General features: G+C 46.4%; 18 protein-coding genes. 4 read left to right on the top strand and 14 right to left on the bottom strand.

Features of this window, described 5'->3' with window-relative positions:
• Nucleotides 1–120: 120 nt before the first annotated feature.
• From hisG to AC1DYT_RS10260, 3 genes are all read right to left on the bottom strand, one after another.
• Nucleotides 121–972 carry an ATP phosphoribosyltransferase gene (hisG, locus tag AC1DYT_RS10270; RefSeq protein WP_477461918.1) on the bottom strand — a complete coding sequence of 284 codons (852 nt, stop codon included), beginning with the start codon at nt 970–972 and terminating at the stop codon, nt 121–123.
• A gap of 298 nt (nt 973–1,270) precedes the next feature.
• A complete protein-coding gene (locus AC1DYT_RS10265; RefSeq protein ID WP_477469522.1) occupies nt 1,271–2,797 on the bottom strand; it encodes a hypothetical protein in 1,527 nt (508 codons plus the stop codon).
• Between the two features lie 189 nt (nt 2,798–2,986).
• Nucleotides 2,987–3,478 carry a D-glycero-alpha-D-manno-heptose-1,7-bisphosphate 7-phosphatase gene (locus tag AC1DYT_RS10260; protein WP_477461920.1) on the bottom strand — a complete coding sequence of 164 codons (492 nt, stop codon included), beginning with the start codon at nt 3,476–3,478 and terminating at the stop codon, nt 2,987–2,989.
• Nucleotides 3,479–3,728: 250 nt separating this feature from the next.
• Here AC1DYT_RS10260 and gltB point away from each other — a divergent pair, with 250 nt between their 5' ends.
• Together gltB and AC1DYT_RS10250 are read left to right on the top strand one after the other, a co-directional pair.
• Nucleotides 3,729–8,252 carry a glutamate synthase large subunit gene (gene gltB / locus AC1DYT_RS10255; RefSeq protein WP_477469521.1) on the top strand — a complete coding sequence of 1,508 codons (4,524 nt, stop codon included), beginning with the start codon at nt 3,729–3,731 and terminating at the stop codon, nt 8,250–8,252.
• 2 nt (nt 8,253–8,254) lie between these two features.
• Nucleotides 8,255–9,736 carry a glutamate synthase subunit beta gene (locus tag AC1DYT_RS10250; RefSeq protein WP_477469520.1) on the top strand — a complete coding sequence of 494 codons (1,482 nt, stop codon included), beginning with the start codon at nt 8,255–8,257 and terminating at the stop codon, nt 9,734–9,736.
• Between the two features lie 74 nt (nt 9,737–9,810).
• Here the strand turns inward: AC1DYT_RS10250 and AC1DYT_RS10245 are convergent, their stop codons facing one another.
• The 3 genes from AC1DYT_RS10245 to AC1DYT_RS10235 form a co-directional block, all read right to left on the bottom strand.
• Entirely contained in the window at nt 9,811–11,229 is a 1,419-nt protein-coding gene (locus tag AC1DYT_RS10245) for a M56 family metallopeptidase (RefSeq protein ID WP_477469519.1), read from the bottom strand.
• A complete protein-coding gene (locus AC1DYT_RS10240) occupies nt 11,226–11,597 on the bottom strand; it encodes a BlaI/MecI/CopY family transcriptional regulator (protein WP_477469518.1) in 372 nt (123 codons plus the stop codon). Before AC1DYT_RS10240 ends, AC1DYT_RS10245 begins: the two co-directional genes overlap by 4 nt.
• 107 nt (nt 11,598–11,704) lie before the next feature.
• Nucleotides 11,705–11,875 carry a YdeI/OmpD-associated family protein gene (locus AC1DYT_RS10235; protein WP_477469577.1) on the bottom strand — a complete coding sequence of 57 codons (171 nt, stop codon included), beginning with the start codon at nt 11,873–11,875 and terminating at the stop codon, nt 11,705–11,707.
• A gap of 304 nt (nt 11,876–12,179) precedes the next feature.
• On the opposite strand from AC1DYT_RS10235, the gene AC1DYT_RS10230 reads away from it, so the two are divergent.
• Nucleotides 12,180–12,584 (top strand): DUF6169 family protein, encoded by a 405-nt coding sequence (locus tag AC1DYT_RS10230; protein WP_477469517.1) that lies wholly within the window; start codon nt 12,180–12,182, stop codon nt 12,582–12,584.
• A gap of 50 nt (nt 12,585–12,634) precedes the next feature.
• Here AC1DYT_RS10230 and AC1DYT_RS10225 read toward each other — a convergent pair whose 3' ends face one another.
• From AC1DYT_RS10225 to AC1DYT_RS10210, 4 genes are all read right to left on the bottom strand, one after another.
• On the bottom strand, nt 12,635–13,294 hold the full coding sequence (locus AC1DYT_RS10225; protein ID WP_477469516.1) for a YdeI/OmpD-associated family protein: 660 nt from the start codon (nt 13,292–13,294) through the stop codon (nt 12,635–12,637).
• Between the two features lie 23 nt (nt 13,295–13,317).
• Nucleotides 13,318–16,863 carry a TraB/GumN family protein gene (locus AC1DYT_RS10220; protein ID WP_477469515.1) on the bottom strand — a complete coding sequence of 1,182 codons (3,546 nt, stop codon included), beginning with the start codon at nt 16,861–16,863 and terminating at the stop codon, nt 13,318–13,320.
• A gap of 54 nt (nt 16,864–16,917) precedes the next feature.
• A complete protein-coding gene (locus AC1DYT_RS10215; RefSeq protein ID WP_477469514.1) occupies nt 16,918–17,451 on the bottom strand; it encodes an RNA methyltransferase in 534 nt (177 codons plus the stop codon).
• Nucleotides 17,452–17,569: 118 nt separating this feature from the next.
• The gene (locus tag AC1DYT_RS10210) at nt 17,570–18,742 is read right to left on the bottom strand and encodes a galactokinase (protein WP_477469513.1); all 1,173 of its coding nucleotides are present in this window, start codon (nt 18,740–18,742) and stop codon (nt 17,570–17,572) included.
• Nucleotides 18,743–18,868: 126 nt separating this feature from the next.
• Between AC1DYT_RS10210 and AC1DYT_RS10205 the strand changes: the two genes are divergently transcribed.
• Nucleotides 18,869–19,162, top strand: a complete 294-nt coding sequence (locus AC1DYT_RS10205) for a YciI family protein (RefSeq protein ID WP_477469512.1) — start codon at nt 18,869–18,871, stop codon at nt 19,160–19,162.
• A gap of 61 nt (nt 19,163–19,223) precedes the next feature.
• On the opposite strand, the gene AC1DYT_RS10200 is transcribed toward AC1DYT_RS10205, so the two are convergent.
• From AC1DYT_RS10200 to AC1DYT_RS10185, 4 genes are all read right to left on the bottom strand, one after another.
• Entirely contained in the window at nt 19,224–19,649 is a 426-nt protein-coding gene (locus AC1DYT_RS10200) for a hypothetical protein (RefSeq protein WP_477469511.1), read from the bottom strand.
• Nucleotides 19,650–19,805: 156 nt separating this feature from the next.
• Nucleotides 19,806–20,216: a DUF1761 domain-containing protein gene (locus AC1DYT_RS10195; RefSeq protein WP_477469510.1), complete on the bottom strand. Its 411-nt coding sequence runs from the start codon at nt 20,214–20,216 to the stop codon at nt 19,806–19,808.
• Between the two features lie 125 nt (nt 20,217–20,341).
• Nucleotides 20,342–21,088: an ankyrin repeat domain-containing protein gene (locus AC1DYT_RS10190; protein ID WP_477469509.1), complete on the bottom strand. Its 747-nt coding sequence runs from the start codon at nt 21,086–21,088 to the stop codon at nt 20,342–20,344.
• A 72-nt stretch (nt 21,089–21,160) separates the two neighbouring features.
• Nucleotides 21,161–22,282 (bottom strand): carboxypeptidase-like regulatory domain-containing protein, encoded by a 1,122-nt coding sequence (locus tag AC1DYT_RS10185; protein WP_477469508.1) that lies wholly within the window; start codon nt 22,280–22,282, stop codon nt 21,161–21,163.
• Nucleotides 22,283–22,329: the final 47 nt, after the last annotated feature.

Below are 22,329 nucleotides of genomic sequence, written 5' to 3'. Positions count from 1 at the left end.
CGGTTTGCGGTTGGCAATTTAGTTTGCAGTTAGCGCTTGGCAGTTCGCATTGTTTTTCTGCAAACTGCCCACTGCTATCTGGCAATTTTTAACTGCCCACTGCTAACTGAAAACTGCCCACTATAAAATAATCTTCTCTATCGGCATTACTACTATGCCTTGCGCGCCGGCTTGTTTTAGCTGGCTTATGCGGTCCCAAAAGTCGCGCTCGGGGATAACGGTGTGTACCGCCACCCATTCCGGCTCGGCCAATGGCACTACCGATGGGCTTTTTACGCCCGGCAACAGCGCGGTCACCGCCGCCAGGTTGTCTTTTAAAACGTTAAGCACTACGTATTTAGTTTCCTTAGCACGTAATACCGACTGGATGCGCTGTATCAATTCCTGTATCAGGTCGTCGTTTTCCCGGCCTTTACTGCTGATCAGAACGGCTTCGCTGCTCATTACATCGGCAAAAGGCTTAAGGCCGTTGCTTTTTAAGGTGCCACCGGTAGATACCAAATCGCAGATGGCATCGCTTAGACCCAGGCCCGGCGATATCTCTACCGAACCCGAAATGGTGCGGATATCAGAGGTGATACCTTCCTTTTTAAGGAATTTGCCCAAAATTACAGGGTAAGTGGTAGCAATAGCTTTGCCGTTTAAGTCGGCCAGGGTAGCTATGTCGTTATTATTCGGCACCGCTATCTTTAGCGAGCATTTGCCAAAACCAAGGCGTTGCAGGTAAGCAACATCAACTTCGGTTTCTTCTATCACGTTTTCGCCTACGATGCCCAAATCGGCAATGCCATCCTGAACGTATTCGGGGATGTCGTCATCGCGCAGAAAAAGGATTTCTAAAGGGAAATTGGATACGGGAGAAATAAGCGAGCTCTTGTAATTTTCAAAATTAAGGCCGCAATTCTTTAATAATTCAACGGATTTTTCGTTGAGCCGACCCGATTTTTGGATCGCTATTTTTAGTGTTTTCACAAAATGAGTTTAAGGTACTATAATAAAATGGGGCTGTTATTTCGCGTAGAAACATACATTATCTATTCATCACCGGGCGGTGATGGTGCAAATGCAGATGATGTTGTTTGTACAAGTCCATTTTTTGTATAGTAATACTATAGATTAGCGGTGCAAATATAAACACACGATTGTTAAATCAAAACTTTAACACGTTTTTTTACTGGATTAAGGGATTTGAGGATTTTACAGGATTTTGTCACTGATTCCACAATTGTTAAATAGATTTTGAATCAGCGGAATCATTTAATCACTAAAATCAACGGTTCAGACTTCTCTCATCGCACTCATATATCGCTCCATCCGCAAACTGTTTTATCAATTTAAGGTTTTTGCGTTGTTGAATCTCCTTTAGTGTCATTACCTCCGGGTTTTCCAACGGTTTGAACCAGATGAGGTAGAAATGCGGGGTCTCATAAAACTCTTTGATATCCTCCTTAAAGAATTTGTGCGGCACCAGGTACGATGACAGTCCCGAGAAAAAGTACACGGCCTCGTGCGCATCGGTATAGATGATTACCTGCGGATCGAATATTTTCTTATCCATCGTGCGCAGGTAATTGGCCATTTCCGATTCCTGCCAGCTGTTATCCGTGTAACCGGGGTTGCCGTACTCGTCTTTCACCTGGTCGCTGTAGCGGGCATAGTCTATCAAAAACTCCTTGCCTATAAAGCCAAGCATCAATATAGTAAATACGGAACCAATAATAAGGCGGGAGTGGTTTATGCGGATACTTTTTAGCCATAGCAGCACCCAACTGGTATAACCCCAAAGCGCGGTGATAAATAAGGGTGAGAGTAAACGGCTGTTGATACGCTCATATCGCGAAAAGGTACTCGACAGGATGATGAACAAACCATACACCAGCGAAAAGGTAATAGCTAAATTTTCGTAGCTGTTTAGATGCCTGTGATAAAAATTATAGGCCAGCGAAGCGATGAAGCCTATAAGGATTATGGATGCAAGAGGTATGGAAAGCACATACAGGCTGGGAGGGATGCCCATCCAATCGCACATTACGTTGCCGAAGTAGTAGACATTTTTGATAAAGGGGGTGATAGACGGCTCGCGCGGGCCGGTTACCGTTCCCGATAGGAATGCATTGTAAACCAGGTTACTAACCAGCAGCGATATACATATAAAGCCATATATCAATATGTGGATTATCTTCTTTTTAATGGTCAGCGTCCTATCCAGCAATAGCAACAGGCCGCCCGTACCTACTATGGTTACGGCTGCATAGCGGGTTACGCAGCCTACAGCGGCTATTGCTGCGGCTATTATAAGCCACTTGCCCGCATGGGTGTTGAGGTACTCCTTAAAGGCGATAAGGAAGAAAAGTACCTCGAGGATAAACAGCGTTTCCGACCATAAGTAGGTGTATATCTGCAGTAAACCGGGGCTCAGTACTATGGCGGCCAGCATCAGCCATTTATATAATTGCGATGCAGGTACAAAGCGGTTCATGATCCAGCCGCTGGTATATAATAAGGAAGCGTATAATATACTATTGAGTATGGCACCGAAAGCCACAGGGTCGATGCCGGTAGTTATGCGTATCGTCCCTAAAAACAGGGGATAAAACACCGGGAAATCTACAATGGGGATATGGTTAAAGGTATTCAGTGTGCCATTTTCCGCCAGGCTGCGTGCGGCACTGGTGTACATGATAGAATCGGGCGAGATGCCGATGCCACTGTAGCTGGTAAATACGCAAATGATAAAAAAAGCCGCCGCGCACGCCAGCAAGCTGTCGTAATCTTTTAAGGATTTAGATAATGCCATTATTCTTATAAAGGATAAAAAGATAGAATTGTTTTCCGCATCAGGGTTTACACTATCTCTGTCCGCCTTAATTTACCTGCTAAAACTTCCCTAAATTTACCAATATGCATTGCAAAAAGGGTATTTTTTTACCTTTTTTTCGCCCTTTATGCATATGCGTTTTTTTTGGCCGAAAACATGTACACTAAGCTATGCTATCTGATCCAGCACCGTCGCTATGGGCTGGTCGCTGTCTATTAAGATTCCGGTAACGCCGGCCGAGGTGCCTGCTTCTACGTCGCGTTCGCGGTCGCCTATGAAATAAGATTTCGACGGGTCGAGGTCGTACTTCGCAATGCCTTGTAACAGCAGCCCTGGTTTTGGTTTGCGGCAATCGCAGTCGCCGGTAAAGTTGGGGTGGTGGGGGCAAAAGAAAAAGTCGGTAATTTCTACTCCATGCTCCTGGTAAGTTTGTTTAAGCAGGGCGTGCATTTTGCCCAGTTCGGCAAGGTCGTACCAGCCTTTTGCAATACCGCCCTGGTTGGTGGCTACCAATAAAAGGTATCCCTTATCCTGAAGCGTTTTCAAGGCATCGAAATTATCCAGGATGTGGAAATCTTCTACCCGGCAAACATAGTCGCCCATCTCTTTGTTCAGTACTCCGTCTCTATCTAAAAAAATCGCTTTATTCTTGCCAGGCATATATTATATGATGTTATGTGCTTTGGGCAAAATTACTTTAATAACTTTATTTACTATGTGTGCATATGAAACAATCAAATAAAATTTGAAATTTCATATATAATGTACATGATTTTTGTCGACTTAATAATAAATTAACGTTAAAATGCATTTTTTTTAATAATATTTAAAAAATTAGTAGGGGTTTTCTAAGAATATTATAATTCGTTAACTTCGTTATTACCCGAATTACAAAAAATCGGATAATACGATGGATCAAACCGATGGCAACCAGCAGGGCCTTTACCGGCCGGAATTTGAACACGATTCTTGCGGAACTGGGTTTATAACCAATATAAACGGACATAAATCATACCATATTATTGATGATGCGTTGACCATGTTAGAGAACATGGAGCACCGCGGCGCATGCGGCTGCGACCCTTTATCGGGCGACGGCGCAGGTATCTTAATCCAGCTCCCCCACGAATTTTTTATGGAAGAATGTGCTAACCTCGAAATTAACTTGCCCGAACCGGGCGAGTATGGCGTAGGTATGATATTCTTGCCCAAAGAGCCTGCCTTGAAAAAGGCATGCCGAGTAATTATTACTAATGCGATAGAAAAGATGGGGCTGCATAAGCTCGGCTACCGTAAGGTGGCGGTCGATTCTGCAGCTATAGGCGAAACCGCCCGCCAGGCCGAGCCTGATGTGGAGCAATTGTTCGTCTCCCGCCCGCACCATATTACCAATGCCGATGATTTTGAGCGCAAGCTGTATATATTAAGGCGTTACATCAACAAAACCGTAAACGAAACGGTGCCTGCCGCAGGCGAGTATTTTTACTTTACATCGCTAAGCTGCAAAACCATTATTTATAAGGGCCAGGTAACTACCTACCAGTTACGCCAGTATTTCACTGACCTTAACGATCCGCGTATCGCATCTGGCTTTGCCATGATACACTCGCGTTTCTCTACCAATACGTTCCCATCGTGGAAACTGGCACAGCCATTCCGCCTGATAGCGCATAACGGCGAGATAAACACGCTTACCGGTAACTTAAACTGGTTTTATGCCGGTTTGAAATCCTACGTTTCCAGCTACTTCACGGCCGAAGAGATGGAGATGCTGCTACCGGTGATCGATAACAACCAGTCGGATTCTGCCTGTTTGGATAACATCATCGAGATATTGCTGCACACCGGCCGCTCATTGCCGCACGTAATGATGATGCTGATACCAGAGGCATGGGATGGCAACGAACAGATGGACCCGGTTAAAAAGGCCTTCTACGAATTCCACGCTACTTTAATGGAGCCATGGGATGGCCCTGCCGCCATTACCTTTACCGATGGTAAGCTGGTAGGCGCCCTGCTGGACAGGAACGGGTTGCGCCCATTGCGTTATGTGATCACCAACGATGGCCGCGTTATTGCTGCATCAGAAGCCGGTACCTTGGCTATCGACGAAAGTACCGTATTACGCAAGGGCCGTTTGCAGCCCGGCAAAATGCTGCTGATAGATACCGAAAAAGGCAAGATCATCACCGACGACGAGATAAAGAAACAAGTAACCTCGCAGCAGCCTTATGGCCGTTGGCTGGATAATTATAAGATACGCCTCAGCAACCTGTCTGAGCCTCGTTTGGCTTTCGCCAGCTTGTCGCCGGACTCTGTTTTCCGTTACCAGCAGGTATTCGGCTACAGCCGCGAGGATATCGATACCATCATTAAACCGATGGCGCTTGATGGTAAGGAGCCGGTAGGCTCTATGGGTACCGATGTGCCTTTGGCTATTCTTTCAGATAAGCCACAGCATTTGTCAAGCTACTTCAAACAATTCTTCGCCCAGGTTACCAACCCGCCGATAGACCCTATCCGCGAGCGTTTGGTAATGAGTTTGGCTACCTTCATCGGTAACAACGGCAATCTGTTAGATGAAGATAAAATGCATTGCCATTGCGTGGTGCTGGATCACCCGATACTGAAGAACCACCAGTTAGAAAAACTGCGTAGTATAGATACCGGCTTATTCCACGCCAAAACCCTGCAAACCTATTTCAATGCCGATGGCATGCCGGGTTCGCTGGAAAAAGGTATAGCCAGGCTTTGCCGCTATGCCGAAGATGCGGTTGACGACGGTTTTGAGGTATTGATTTTGAGCGACCGTGCCGTAGATTCTGAGCACGCGCCAATCCCGATGCTTTTGGCGGTATCAGCCGTGCATCACCATTTAATTAAAAAAGGCCGCCGCGGCGCGGTAGGTTTGGTTGTGGAAACCGGCGACGTTTGGGAAGTACACCACTTCGCCACCTTGCTGGCCTTCGGTGCTACGGCCATCAACCCGTACCTGGCGCTTTCTACCATAGAAACGCTGAAGGATAACGGCAGCCTGGAAACCAACCTTGATCTGAAGACGCTTTACAAAAACTACGTAAAATCGGTTAACGATGGCTTGCTGAAGATATTCTCTAAAATGGGTATCTCTACGTTGCAATCTTACCATGGTTCGCAGGTGTTCGAGATACTGGGGATCAACAAGGCCGTAGTAGATAAATATTTCTCTGGCGGTATAACCCGTATTGGCGGTTTAGGCCTGGATGAGATTGCCCGTGAGGCGCTTTGCAAACACAAAATCGGTTTTGGCAGTTCAAAAACTGATGTTAGGTTACTGCCCGAGGGTGGTATCTATCAGTGGAAACGTAGGGGAGAGGCTCACCTTTTCAACCCGGAGACCGTACACCTTTTGCAACATGCCACACGCAGCAACAGCTATGCTGTTTACAAAACCTACGCGGCTAAAATAAACGAGCAAACCGAGAAGCATTACACCATACGTGGCTTGCTTGATTTTGCGCATCACCGCGAAGCCATCAGTATCGATGAAGTTGAGCCGATAGAAAGCATCATGACGCGTTTTGCTACGGGTGCCATGTCGTTCGGTTCTATCTCGCACGAGGCGCATAGCCTGATGGCCATTGCCATGAACCGCATAGGCGGCAAAAGCAATACCGGCGAGGGTGGCGAAGATGAGATACGTTACGATAAACTGCCAAACGGCGATTCGATGCGTTCGGCTATCAAGCAAGTGGCATCAGGCCGTTTTGGGGTAACTTCAAACTATTTGACCAATGCCGATGAGCTACAGATAAAAATGGCACAAGGCGCAAAACCAGGCGAGGGTGGGCAACTGCCGGGCCACAAGGTTGACGACTGGATTGCCAAAACACGCCACTCTACACCAGGCGTTGGTTTGATATCGCCTCCTCCTCACCACGATATTTACTCTATCGAGGATTTGGCGCAATTGATTTTCGATTTAAAGAACGCTAACCGCGCTGCCCGTATCAACGTAAAGCTGGTATCAAAAGCAGGCGTAGGCACTATAGCTGCGGGTGTGGCAAAAGCACACGCAGATGTTATATTAATAGCCGGCTACGATGGCGGTACAGGCGCATCGCCGATTAGTTCGGTAAAACACGCCGGTTTACCATGGGAGCTTGGCTTATCAGAAGCACACCAAACGCTGGTACGCAACAAACTGCGTAGCCGCGTGGTACTACAAACAGACGGGCAGCTGAAGACCGGTCGCGATTTGGCCATAGCAGCCTTGTTAGGTGCCGAGGAGTGGGGCGTTGCTACCGCAGCATTGGTAGTAGGCGGCTGTATCATGATGCGTAAATGCCACCTGAACACTTGCCCTGTAGGCGTTGCCACGCAGGATCCTGAATTGAGGAAGCTGTTTAGTGGCAAGCCTGACCATGTGGTAAACCTGTTCCGTTTTATGGCGGAGGAGCTACGAGAGATAATGGCCGAGCTGGGCTTCCGCACCATCCAGGAGATGGTTGGGCGCGTGCAGTTCTTAAAGGTTCGCGATAATATCCAGAGCTGGAAAGCCAAAAAGGTTGACCTGAGCGGCATATTGCACCCCATGAACAATACCAAAGGCATGACGCTTTACAACAGCGAAAAGCAAGACCATGGTATGGATGCCATTATCGATTGGAAATTGCTGGAGCATGCGAAAACGGCTTTGGAAGATAAAACCCCGGTATTTGCTACATTCGATGTGAAGAACGTTGACCGTACCATAGGTACCCTGCTGTCTAACGAGATATCTAAGCTGTATGGCTCGGCAGGTTTGCCCGATAATACCATCAACTACAAATTCAAAGGTTCGGCAGGGCAAAGCTTTGGCGCATTCACCACCAAAGGTGTTTCCTTTGAGCTGGAAGGCGAGGGTAACGACTACGTAGGCAAAGGCCTATCGGGCGCGCAGTTAGCGGTTTACCCGGCTGCGAACGCAACCTTCAATCCCGAAGAAAATATCATTATTGGCAACGTGGCACTTTACGGCGCAACATCGGGCGAGTTGTTCGTACGCGGTATGGCAGGCGAGCGTTTCGCGGTACGTAACTCCGGTGCTACCACCGTTGTAGAAGGCATTGGCGACCACGGTTGCGAATACATGACCGGCGGCCGTGCACTGATCCTTGGCGAAACAGGCCGTAACTTTGCTGCCGGTATGAGCGGCGGTATAGCCTGGATATACAACCCTAACGGCACCTTTGCCGACAACTGCAATAAGGAGATGGTAGATCTGGATCCGCTATCGGTGCAGGATGAAGAGCAAATCACCGCCTTGCTTAAAAAGCATATCCACTTAACGGGCAGCAAAGTTGCCCAGGGCATCCTTAAAAACTGGAAAGAAGCTTCGGCACAGTTTGTTAAGGTATATCCGAAAGAGTACAAGAAAGTATTAGAGAAACAACAATTACAAGCTATAGGATAATCATGGGAAAACCTACAGGATTTCAGGAATTTAACAGGGAGCTTCCCCAAAAAACGCCGGTTACCGAGCGTTTGAAAAACTATAACGAGTTTGTTGGTTTGTATCCCGAAGAGAAATTGAACCAGCAAAGCGCACGCTGTATGAACTGCGGTATCCCGTTTTGCCATAGCGGCTGTCCGCTGGGTAACGTTATCCCCGAGTTTAACGATGCCGTGTATCGCAAAAACTGGGGCGAGGCATACCAGATACTATCATCAACCAATAACTTCCCGGAGTTTACCGGTAGAATTTGCCCCGCACCGTGCGAATCGGCATGCGTACTGGGCATCAATAAGCCACCGGTTGCTATTGAGGAGATAGAGAAGCACATCATAGAGGTTGCTTACTCTAAAAACATGGTTAAACCTACTGCGCCGCTAATCAAATCGGGTAAAAACGTTGCCGTAGTGGGCTCCGGGCCTGCAGGTTTGGCTGCCGCTGCGCAGTTAGCCAAGGCCGGCCACAAGGTTACCGTTTTTGAACGCGACGACCGCCCGGGTGGCTTGCTGCGTTACGGTATCCCCGATTTCAAGTTAGAAAAATGGGTGATAGACCGCCGTATCCAGATCATGGAAGAGGATGGTATCACCTTTAAATGCAATACCGAGATCGGTAAAGATATTCCTGCCGACGAGATTGTGCGTAGCCACGATGCGGTTGTTTTGGCAGGCGGATCTACCATCCCGCGTAATTTGCCTATCCCTGGCAGGGACTTAAAGGGCGTTTACTTTGCCATGGAGTTTTTAAAACAACAGAACAAGCGCGTTAGCAATACAGAAGTACAGGGCGAAGATATCCTAACCTCGGGTAAAGATGTGGTGGTAATTGGCGGCGGCGATACCGGCAGCGACTGCGTAGGTACATCTAACCGCCAGGGTGCAAAATCGGTAAGGCAGTTTGAGGTAATGGTGCAGCCACCAGAGCAGCGTACCGCGCACATGCCATGGCCAACTTACCCAATGGTGCTTAAAACCACCAGCAGCCACGAGGAAGGTGTTGAACGTTTTTGGGGCATTAACACCAAAGAATTTTTGGGCGACGAGAACGGCGAACTGCGTGCCTTGAAAGTAGTAGATGTAAGCTGGGAGATTGACCTGATGGGCCGCCCGGTGAAATTCAGCGAAGTGGCAGGCAGCGAACGCGAAATACCTTGCCAGCGTGTGTTTTTGGCTATGGGTTTCGTAAACCCGCAGTTCGATGGTGCTTTGCAGCAACTTAATGTGGCCCTTGACGAACGCAAGAACGTTAAAGCCAAAGAAGGCGTTTACCGCACCAACGTAAGCAAGGTGTTTGCAGCCGGCGATATGCGCCGCGGTCAATCATTGGTGGTTTGGGCCATATCTGAAGGCCGCGAAGCCGCACGCAAGGTTGATGAGTTTTTAATGGGCCACAGCAACCTCGAAAGCAAGGATGCCGTGAACCAGTTTGAGCAGGTATTTTATTAAGCCCTAATCTTAAGCCCATCATAAAAATTAAAGCGCCCCAAAAGGGCGCTTTTTTGATTAGTTGACCTAAGCAGTTAGTCCAGCACTTCGGTGGAGTAGATATTGATCATTTTTCGGGGCTTTTTATTGTCGGCCTCGTTCTCAGCTTTTAATTGTTTGTATTTGGGTAGCGTGTAAAGGTCGGCCTGGTAATAGTAAGATCTTCCTTTTTTTGCTGCGCCGTACAATTTGCTGTTGTTAAACATTACAATATCTTTTGCTGCGTAATTGTTCAATACATCGTTACTAACGTGCTTGTCATCCAACCAAATGCCATACATCGAGGCATTTTTCCAGGCATTGAACTGTTTAACCGACGGGTACTTTATGGACGCAATAACGTACCGCCTGGCGAAGCTGCCCAACTGCTTTTGTTTTTCTGCCGGGAGCTCGCTAAGCTTTTTGGTAACTTTGCTGCCATCTTTACGAGTGTAGTGAATAATAACACTATCGGGGCTGATATAATCGCGATTTACAACGGTTGGAGTTTGTTTTGAGGGTTTAAGTGTATCTGCTTTTGCTGTGTGCGGATTTAGAACTGACGGTAGTTCAATTTTTGCTTCAGCTTTCACACACATTACAATTGCTATTATTAGCATCAAAGGGAGCAGTGCAAACCCTTTTGCAACAGCCTTAAGTTTGGAGGTAGAATGTCTCATCATGATCAATCGTTTTTTGGTTACAGAATAATTGAAATTGCTGGCCAGCGCATAATTGGATTGTAGCCCAACTTTGGTGAGCAGCAGGTTTTGATAGCTTTTGATATCGGCATGGAATTGGATGACACCTTCATCCGCTAAAAATTCGTGGTTAAGCTGGATGGCCTTTTTATAGAGGATAAACAGCGGGTTAAACCAGAGTATGGTTTTGAGCAATTCAATAAGAATAATATCTAATGAATGTTTTTGGCGAACATGCACCAACTCGTGCATAAGTAATTCAGGTTCGAGCCGATGGCTTAGGAATTCATCCCGGTTTACAAAAATGTATTGCAGAAAGCTATTGGGGATGATGGATTCGTTCATTAAAACCAGCGTACCGCCATCGATAGACACGTGCTCGTTGCGCCGGGCTTTGATCAGTATGGCTATCAAATTGAAGCCAAAGCGAAGCAATAAAATCGCGGTTATCCCTATATAAATTATCAACAGGTAATCTTCCAATAATACCCCCCGGGGCGGAGTGATAACAACGGTTGTGCCCGGGGAGATGATTAGGTTTGCCGTATTATCATGCATAAACCCGGCGACTGGCGCAAGCCGTGCTATATCGGCAACGGGGGATTCGGGCATAGCAACATTGATACTGATGAGCGGCATGGCCATACCGAATAACAGGCTTACCAATAAGAATGTGCGCTTGAATTTATGGATGGCCTCTTTCTCTAATAAAAGATGATACATGGCCAATAGCAACGCTAAACAAAAAGCCGATTTGATGAGATATGCTATCATTTTTTCTTTTTATTAATTTCCTGTTCAATTACTTTTTTCAGATCCTCCAGTTCGCCGGCAGATAAATTGGTCTCACGAGTAAAGAACGACGCAAACTGCGATGCGGAGTTATTGAAGAATGTTTTGATCAATCCGTTTACATGGGTAGAGAAATAGTCCGCCTTAGCTATCAGCGGGTGGTATTCCCTTGAGTTGCCGAAGAGCTTATAGCCTACAAAACCTTTGTCAGCCATTCGTTTCAGCATGGTGGCAATGGTGGTGGTAGCAGGTTTGGGTTCGCCATAACACTCTAAAATATCCTTCATAAACGCCTTTTGCAGCGACCATAAATGCTCCATCAACTGTTCTTCGGCTTTAGATAATTTCATATTGCTCTACAAGTATATATTATACTCTACAAATGTAGAGCATGTATTTAATAAAACAAGAGAAACCAAAAAAATATTTTCAGAATAGTTTTAATTGTGAAGGGAGATTATTTCTCCGAAGGATTCTTCTTACCGGCCAGCAACATCTCTACCATTTTAGTAATCCGGTTAAGTCGGGTTTGCTCTTGTTTGGCAGATAAAATCCAAACCACATATTCCTTGCGGTGCGAGTAAGCAAGCTTATCGTAAATCCCGATGCTTTCGGGCACAGCCGACAGCGCTTCGGCTACAATTTGCCACCGATTTTTATAGCTGAAATACTTTTAATATATTTGTTTGTGTCCAACTCAAAATCGCATACTACGTCTAAAAAGCAAAAGAAATCTTTTGTCAATCCTTTCATTCAGTTGATTGAAGATAAGATAAGGATTAGTAATGCTGTTAAAGAAGGGAAACCGCTTTCCACTCTTAAGGATATTAAATTTGTCAAGCCTTTATAATCTGACGCCAAATTCCAGCGGGTACCAGTTTACTAATTCATCAGGAGATGAATATTTCGTTTATTTTACCGATTTCTATTTAATGGATCCCCTTACTGAAGGAGAATTCGTCGATGCTCGTTCTTTTGGATTTGAGTGTGTTAGAAAAAATCCCAATAAAAGGCAACGTTACGATGTCGGCACTAAGTCTACCATTTTAAATATTTTAACAGATTTTTTTGATAAGCGAAGCGAAGATGCGTTTATTTATATATGCCTGAATACCGATGGGCTTGCCCGAAATAGACGAATCATCTTTGGCCGTTGGTTCAACGAATTAAAAAGTGGATACGAACGCCATCAATCACATATCGACTATGCCGAACAAGGTTGGTATAGTGCTTTATTGATAAGGAAAGATAACCCTAATAAACAACGATATATCGACGCTTTCCATTACACCCAAAAGAGGATGTTGGAAGATATCGAGAACGAAGAGGATGACTAAGCCGCTATGCTTTGTGAAATTCGCCGTAATTCGTGAAATTCGTGTCTAATTTATTTCTCCGAAGGATTCTTCTTACCGGCCAGCAGCATTTCTACCATTTTAGCAACCCGGTTTAAACGTGTTTGCTCTTGTTTGGCAGATAAAATCCAAACCACATATTCCTTGCGGTGCGAGTAGGCAAGCTTATCGTAAATCCCGATGCTTTCGGGCACTGCCGACATGGCTTCAGCAACATCGGCGGGCAGGGTTACCTGTTTGGTTTCAGGGTTGATATACGCCGAATAGTCGTTTTGCTTAACCGCATCGTTACGAAACTCTGACTGTTTTACCAGCACTTCCGGGCGGAAACGCAGGGTGGTCCAGGTATCGTTGATAGCTGCCGAGGCTACCGGTCGCAAACCATATTCCTTAGATACGTCCCATCCGCCCATCATCTCCAAATCGGTATCGATGCCTTTGTTTTTCTTGGGGTAGATAACCCACAGAACGGTTTCCGGCTTCAATATCGGTTTGATATCCGCCAGCCCCGCAGCAAGTTCGGTGCTCATCTTTACGAACAGTTGTATGCCATCAACCGGTTTATCTATGGTAAACACCAGTGTTACGCCATCGGGCAGAGGTTCTAAGGCAGCCAAATAATCTTCCGGCGGATCTAATACCAACCAGGTTTGACCTGGCTTTACAAGTAGTTTTTTGGCGAGGGCGTTCATAGCTTGCTAATTTAGCAGGATTATTACCTTTTCAAATCCTCCGCTACGGATTTTTTCAGATCAGGTATCATCTTCCTGGCTTGCTTTTGCCAGTTGGCTTCTTTTTTATCCCAATTGGTATAAGCCCTGTAGCTTTTGAAATCCAACGCAGTCGCCCCGGTTTTATACGGCCCGCAAATGGCGATATATTCGGTGCCTTCGTCACTATAAGGTGTATTGAATTTAAACACATAATAGGTGTTCAATTTTTCTGTAAGGGTGCCAAGCAAGGTAATATTGCTTGCGCTGCCATCGTCCTGCACCTCTATATAGCTAAACAACGATGCTTTGGCGAAGGCGGCTTGCGTGCGGTACTTAAGTGGGGCGCGGGCCAGCAACTTCTCCTGGTTAAGTGCCTCCAGTAAGCTGTACCGCAGGCTAATAGAATCCAGAACACTATTTATGGCCTGTTGCTGCACCGGTAATTTGTTTTGCAGGCGGGTAATGATGGCCTCGCTCAGGTAGCCATCAGGCTTTCCATCCTTTACTAAAGCAGCGGTGAAACTTGCCGTAAGCGGCTTGTTTTTAACGGCCTTCATCAGCTGCAGATAATAGTAAGGGGTGTTAGATACGTTATATACGCTGTCCGGTAGTTCAAGGTATTCTTTCAAGTCCTGGTTAGCATAGGCCGTCAGTTCATCAAAATGCGTGGCAACAAAGCCTGCGTACTTTGCCTTGTTATCGGTAGTGAGCATTTGGTTAAATATCGCCAGCATACTGCCGCGATAATTATCATTTTTTAGCAGCGGTGCAATCTTGCTGTAATTGGCGGTAACATAATCCAGCGTATCATACAAGGGACTAAAAACCTGGTACATCCCTTCTTTTTCCAGCAGTTTGTGGTTAGTCAGTAAATCCAGGTAAGTGCTGAAACCATCTTTTATTTTATCATTGCCCAGTACGTTGAGTGCGGTTTTTTTGATGCTCTCGGGCACAGCGGGCGAGAGATAAATCTTTTTAAGTACTGTTGCGGTGGTGTCATCGTGCAGGGTACTAAGCAGGCGCAGCAATTTTCCGCGCGACCCGTAGCTCGTGGAGTCATCGGGGAAGCTTTTCTGCATGGCGGCGTACACATAAGGCAGCTCATCTTTTTCGAACTCGTAATAGGATAGCGCGCCGATAGCCTGATCGCGCGTTACGGAATCGGGAGAGGATAAGTCGTTTACAATTAGTGCCGCTTTGGATGATGCAAGGTCGATAGGTGCAGTATCATGCGTTTTCACTATCGAATTATAAAATTGGTTTTCTATTTCACTGTTTATCTCTGCATTGCTTTGGTGACCGGTGATGTAAAACATGTCACCATTGTCGAGGAATAAGCGGAAACGTTTCCGGGCGGTGCCACTTTTCTGGCGGGTGATAAATTCCCTCCCGCTAAGGCCGTTTACTTTGATGGTATCAACTTTTAAGAGGGTATCGGCATAAGTCACAGATTCGGGTATGATGGCGTTGTACATCGAATCGACGTTTTTTGCACGGTAGTATTTGCTGATGCCGGCATGCTCGATGCTGTACAATGCGCCCGACGTACGGTTAACGGAGTAAACTGTGCCTTTACTGAAAAGAAATGTACTGTAGTTGGCCACAGAATCTTTTACCACCTTTACGTCGTCGAAACTTTTGGCTGTGAAGTTGCCGCCTTCAAAGCTATAAGGGTGTAAAGTAGGTACCAGGTAAGGGGTGAATTTAAAAGAGGAGAAGAAGTCGTCGTCGGTAGCAAGGGGCGTTCCCGGTGTAAGATTTTGTTTCAGCAACAGGTATATGCGGTTGCCGCGGGCAAATAACTGTACGCGGCAATGGTAATCTTTCATGGTGAAGTTTAAGTCCATGCCCGGTTCGCCATCTTTGGTGATGTTTTGCGTGCTGGTGATGTCGATCCCCTTTGTTTTAAATTCGGCGAGGATAGCGTCAAAGGCTTTTTCGGCGCTGCTGAGGTACAGGCCGCTTGGGTAATCGTTATAGCGCAGCAGGTAATTCTCCAGCTTTACCGTATCGGTACTCATGTATATTCGCATCGTTATGTTGGCCGTGCCCGATTGCATAGGCAGTTCTTTTTCCATCAGCTGCGGTTTTACAGGTAAATTTATGCTGAACGCTGCGGTGTCCTTTGTTAAAGTAATCCAATCTTTGGGGCGTTGCGGTATCGGCTTAAAGGCCTTGAATGAATTGAAGAAGCGGTTGGCATAAGCCTGGTTAACGTTTGCAAGCGTATTGCCGGCATACAGGCAGTATAGCATATTGTTGTTGAAGAATATGCGGTATCGCAGGCCCGTACCCTCGCCCGTATCAATGGTTACATCGGTTGCTTTAAGTCCGTTTACGATCACTGTTTTATTGATCAGGATATGGTTGCTTGGTTTGCCCTTTAGCTTTTTGATGATTTCTGCAACAACGGCATGCTGGCTCCTGGGCGTACTGCCTCCCCCTTGCAACACGGCATAAGCGCCCAAAAAAACATCATTGGCTACATCCGCGTAAAGTACGGTGTTCATCCCCATCAGTGCATCCGTTTGGATAGGTGTGAAGGGCAAATCCATAGAATAACCCCGGCCTTCGTCGGTAAAAGTTTCCCATTTAAGCCTGGTGTAATCGGTGTTGTACCTATCGGCAATGTTGCTGAAATTGGCACCGACAGGTGTTAGCGTATAACCTTGTTTCCTAAGCAGCGCAATGATGCCATTATCGCCGGGCAGGTGCGCAACACCCACAGCGGTAAACAGGCCATCGCCTGGCATGTACTTCATCATGCTGTTTACCATTACATTATTGCGCACAATGAGGATAGAGTCGGCAAGCCGGTCATCGCCCATATACTCTACAATGTTTTTTAGGTTGCCGGTACTATAAACCGTTATCATATCGTCGGTAGCATCCAGTTGCCCCTCTTCATCGTCGTCCTGCAGTAAAGCGCTTAGCCTGTCCCTAAGCTCCGGGTTATCGGCGCTGTAATAATCGTCGAATTGTTTGGCAGCATCTTCCAGGCCAAAAGTATTTTTATGCATAGTGCGTGCAACACCAAAGAGGTATGCATCCAGGAAGGTCTTCTTATCATCGGGTTTTTCCCGCTCGGGCGTGAGCATGGATTCGGCTTGTACGGGGTCGATATCGCCCATTGGGTAGCCGTTCTTCTTTTCGAAACGCTGTGCCAATTTGTCGTAATCGTCTTTGCTGAGCATCCTGCGTACGCTGCGGAGGCTATCCTGCCCGCGCATGGTTACGAACATCTTTTTTATGATGCTGTCGGGATGTGTTTCGAGTGCAAACGTTCGGCAGTTTTGCATGGCCAGTATCACCGAATCGCTGAAAGCGAACGCGCGCTTGTCTTTAACATGCATGGTGCCGAACAGGTAGGAGGGCTTGCTGAGGCCTTTGCCGCTTATGCGCCAAAGCAGGTTATAGCCGTTTTCTGATTGCGACCAGGCTTGGTGTACATTGCCAAAGAGCAATGCCGTAGCTATGAATGTAGTAAGGACTAAGGATTGGCAGGCGTTGCCGCATTTTGCGGATGTAAGGCGTAGGGGTAGTTTCATTCTGATAAACAGCTTTAGGCTTAGCTAAAACTACGCAAAAAATCTTACACCAGGCTATCCCCGGGCAATTTTGGAATAAAAATCCCAGAGAACGATGCCTGCAGATACCACGATATTGAAGGAATGCTTGGTGCCGAATTGCGGTATCTCGATGCAGGTATCTATCAATTGCATTGCCTCCTCGCTTACGCCGTTTACCTCGTTGCCGAAAATCAGCGCATATTTTTCGCCGGCCGATGGCACGAAATCATTCAGCATAGTGCTGTTCTCGGCCTGTTCTATGGCAACTATTTTGTATCCGTTTGCGCGGAGTTTGGCTATTGCGGCAAGCGTATCTTCAAAGTATTCCCAGGTAACAGATTGCGTGGCACCGAGTGCCGTTTTTTCGATTTCGCGATGCGGGGGTTGAGCGGTAATGCCGCAAAGGTAAACCGCCGTAGCGGCGAGGGCATCAGAGGTGCGGAATATCGACCCGATGTTGTGCATGCTCCGCACGTTATCCAGCACAACTACAACCGGCAACTTATCCTGCTGTTGAAATTCTGCTACAGTGGCCCGGTTAAGTTCGTCTAATTTAAGTTTGCGCATGGGATGGTGAGTGGAGATTGGTTGATTGGGAGAGTGGTTCTAAATTGAAATGGTGAATAGACAATGTGAGCGGGTTTTGCAACCACTCCCCACCCTCTATTCACCACTCACTAAAAGATTAATACACTGCCACCACTTCATTCAGCAGGCCAACGCCATTGCCGATGAGCGAGCTGTAAACAGATGGTGCGTAGCCAACTTCTTTGGTGTAGTATTCGCTTACTTCGGAGCTGAATTTCTCGAAGGCATCTTTTTTAACCAGTGCTATGGCGCAACCGCCAAAACCGGCACCGGTCATACGGGCACCGATAACATCTTTATTGGGTTTGCAAAACTCTACTACGGTATCCAGTTCCTTACCGCTTACCTCATACAAGGTGCTCAATGAATTGTGCGATGCGTACATCAGCCTGCCAAATTCGGTAAGGTTGTTATTGCTTAGGGCCTTAGCGGCCAATTTTACGCGGTCGTTTTCTTCAACCACATGGGTAGCGCGGTTCAATACTGTAGCATCAGTAATCAGGTGCTTATGTTTATTGAATGTTTCGGTATCGATATCGCAGAGGTATTTGATATCCAACTCCTGTTGCAAGGCGGCCAGTGCGGTATTGCATTCCTGTACGCGTTCGTTGTATTTAGATTCGGCGAGTTTGCGGGGCTTGTTGGTGTTGATGATGGCCAGCAGGTAATCGCCAAGGTTGCTGTCTACCGCCTGGTAATCCAGCGTATCGCAATTCAGCATCAGGGCTTTGTTCTTTTCACCAAAAGCAACCGAAAACTGGTCCATAATACCGCTTTGCAGGCCGATGAACACATTCTCTACCCATTTGGCCAATTTTACCAGCTCCAGTTTGGTATAGCCGGCATCGAACAAATCGTTTAAAGCAAAGGCGGTTACCACTTCGATAGAAGCCGAAGAAGATAGGCCCGAAGCGATAGGGATATTGCCGTAATATAGCATATCCAGCCCCTGCAATTGCTTGCCATCTTTATTGAAATGTTCGATAACGCCGGTAGGGTAGTTGAACCAAAGTTCCTCCTTTTTGGCATTGCTGGATCCTACGGCAATCTCCGCAGTTTCTTTAAAGTTTACGCTTTTGAAACGGAAAACACCCTCATTATTTGGCGCAACAAGCAGGTAAGTACCTAAGGTAACCGCGCAAGGCATAACCAGGCCGCCGTTGTAATCGATATGCTCGCCAATGAGGTTTACCCTGCCCGGCGAAAAGTATGTATATTGATGTTCTTTACCGTAGTGCGCTAAAAATTCCTGCTGTAGTTGTTCTCTCATAATGGCGTAATGGTTTAAGAAACAAATATAATGTAAAACTCACAGTTATTTTATAGGCTTATCTACAGGTTTTTCAATTAATTTGTAACCCAAACGTTATAGATTATACTTTTAAACAAAACCAATATGAACCAATACCTAGTTACCGGCTATGATTATACCGACGAAGGCGCGCTCGATCGCCGTATGGGCGTGCGCCCGCATCACCTGGATGGCGCCGTTGCCCTTAAAGCAAGTGGAAACTACATTTTAGGCGGAGCCATTTTGAACGACGATGGCAAAATGATAGGCTCGGTAATGGTGCTGCAATTCGAGACGGAAGAGCAGCTGGAAGCCTGGAAAATGAGCGAACCCTACATCACCCAAAAAATATGGGAAAGCGTAGATGTGAAGCCGTTTAAAGTAGCGAATGTGAGCTGAGGCTCAAATTCTAAAAGAGAAAACCTAAATTCTAATAAAACTAGAATCTGATATTGAAATTCTAAAGGGAGGGGCCGGGTGTGTATCCGGTAAATGCCCATCGCTCATCTTGCCTTTTTGTATAGTTCACGGTATAACTTTTCCCGCCGCTACGGATATCAAAAGAGATTGTTTTGATGTTTTTATCGTGCGGGATAAACATCTCCAGGATGCTATCTGCCATAAATTGGATGGTTTCGGCCTCTGTGGGTTCGATGGTAGCAGCGAGGGGTACATCTAGACTGGCTTTGTAATCTGCAAAGGTCTCGAAAAGCTCTTTGCCACCTATAACGCCTCCTTCATATGCCTTTGCAGCATTAAATGCGGCTTCTTCGGCTTGCAGGCGGTATTCTTCCATGGCTTTGAGTAAACCATCTGCCGAAATTTCGGGCATACCATCGGCACCCTGGCTATAATAACTGTTCAGTATTTCTTCCTTGCTTTTCATCCGGCGCAAAAGTACGCAGCTTTGGGCTATTTTTCTGAACTCGAATTTTAAGGAATTTTTAAAATTTGCAGAATTTATGTATCGATGCGATTATAAATTCTGTTAATTCCCTTAATTCCTTAAAATTCGAGTTCAGACAACTCGAGTTCAGACATATTAGTGCGCCCGCCATGCACCCAATATCAGGCCCATCAGCGTTAAGGATACAACGCTATAGCCGCCGTTGATGAATATGTGTCGCCAGGATTTCAGCTCGAAGAGGCTGTGGGTGGCTATAGCACCGAAGGTCCAGATACCGGCGGCGAAGCCTGCCGCTGTTCCGAATGCGAGATCCACCTTAGCATCTGCCAGGAAAAAAGCCAGGTTGGCCGACATGATAACAGAGAAAAGTGCTGTGAAACCGAATATTTTACCCTTGTTGCCGGCTTTCACTTGCTCTTCGGTAAGGCCGCTATCTTTCATCCAGGCGTTAGCGAAAAGCGGCTTTGAATACCATATGCCGCCAACGGCAAATGCGGAGAGGCCTGCAACCACAACGGCTGGCCAGTTTACGAGGTTAATGTCCATAATTAATTGTATTTAAGGTTTGTATAAATCTAAGCAATTAGGAATGATAAATGCAAATGGGGAGGAACTGATTTCGGAATTCGAGATTTTGATTTCGGAATTCAGAAGATTAGAGGATGGAGCGTTTAATGCCGAAGATATGCGTTAGGTACATTTTGGGGCATGTAATTAATGCCAAAAGTATGCTTCATCAACAAACTCACTATCTCAGTTACCGTTTGCTCTTTACGGTGCATCTGGGGCAATGAACCCATCATGGCATAGCTGATAGGGTTTACCGCAGGTATAAAGGTTTCCCACTCGTAGCCTTTGCCCCAAATAAGTCCTTTTACCATATGCAATGTATCCGCCTTGTTCCTGAGCAAAAAGTGCAGCATATCAATAGACGCATTGCCATTTTGGTTTACCGTGTGGAAGATAGGGGTATGGCCGCCAAAGCCATGCTCATCAATAGCCGCTTTTGTGTCAACATCGGCACCATATTTTAAAAGTACCTCCGCACAGGCAAGGCTGTTGTATTCGGCACAGAAATGCATTAGTGTGCCGCCGGTAAGGGGGGTATAAGTATTGTTGAATATCGAATAGGTTTTGAAGGCTGCATCCGGCTGTTGTTTCAGTACCAGCTGCAACGCTTCAGCATCATGCGCCAAAACGGCAAGTAGGGCCTTGTCTGCAAATTCCAGTCCCGCATCAACAAAAGCCTTTATGCAATGCTTAAACCGTTCGCCGCGGGTGTACATTTCTTCCATGCTGGTAAAAAGCGGCACGCCATTATGCACCTCGTTGGGGTTTCCGCCGTCTGCAAAATAGGCCTTTATCCCCTCAACAGAATGTACTTCTATGGCGTAAATAATTTGGGCAAAATCGGGCATAACGCAAAAGTAGAAATATCGTTTTGATATTTACACCTGATATATAGTGGTTTATGAAAGTATATGCTTCGGTCAATCCCCGTATTCCAACGGGTTAAGGTCGGCAATTTGTTCCCATGCCATGCGGCCTTCTACGGCTAGTGCAGCGGGCGGGCTATAGTAGCCGTGCTTATCCACCACAATCTCGGGCGCTAAAAAACTCAGCATAGAATATTGCCCTTTTGGGAAGGTGTGCCATTTGGTGGTCATTTTGATATCGTACCCGCTGCCCATATCCGCTGATGCATCGGGCTCATAAATGGTGTACACCACAAACAGGCTTTGCTTATGGTTGAGATATTTAAAGTCGCCATCCATCCCTCTTATCAGCGAATCGGCTTCCAGTTGCTTACGCTCGGGCCGGATGCTGGTGCCATCATCTGTTCCTCCCGGCATGGTTTTGTTCAGGATGCTGTAAATAGCATAGCCATCCTTTTGCAGTGTGCCCATGTAAACAGACTTCAGGAAATGATAGATGGAGCCCCGGTAAGCAATTTCCCGGTTTTCCTTCCAGGTTTTTGCCTCTTTTGGCGTTGCGGGTTTTAGTTCTGCAAAAACCGATTGCCCCTGGTAGGCCAGTTGTTTCTCATCTTCGTTAAGGCGGAAAGATTGCAGCAGGTATTTTATCTTATAGCCCAGGGCTTTGTTTTCTATCTCTAAGAAATCATCGGCAGTAACGGTAAGCGTATTACTGGCTTTATCGAAATGAAAATGGAGGGCTTCCTTATTCAGGATGGTGCATTTTTCGGCATTCGGCGTAGTGCCAAGGAAATACTGCCGGAATTTAAGGAAATACTCTTCTGAGTATGCTGTGATTTTTACTTCGGATAGCTGATTTACAGCAGGCGTCAGCTTGATATCGACTGTTACGTTTTTGGCAATGGTAACCGCCTGGGTAAACGTTTGGAAACCAACAAACCGCGCCGTAAGCGTGTAGGAGCCGGGGGCGATGTTTTTAAGGTTGAACTTCCCGTCATTATCGGCTGCGGTAATGGATTTGGTGCCGGATAAAAAAATGATTACGCCGGGGAGGGTAAGGCCTTTATCATCCCGCACCGTACCGCTAATAGTGTTTTGCGCCGAAGCAGTAAACACAAGGCACACAAAAACAACAGAAAGGAAGAGTGTTAAATATTTTGAAGGCAGAATACGCATGTAGTGGCAATTTAGGCATTACAACGAGAATATCAGCCATAAAAAAA

The organism is Mucilaginibacter sp. P1_D10, from assembly GCF_056406215.1.
This window is presented reverse-complemented; position numbering and strand designations above follow the sequence as displayed.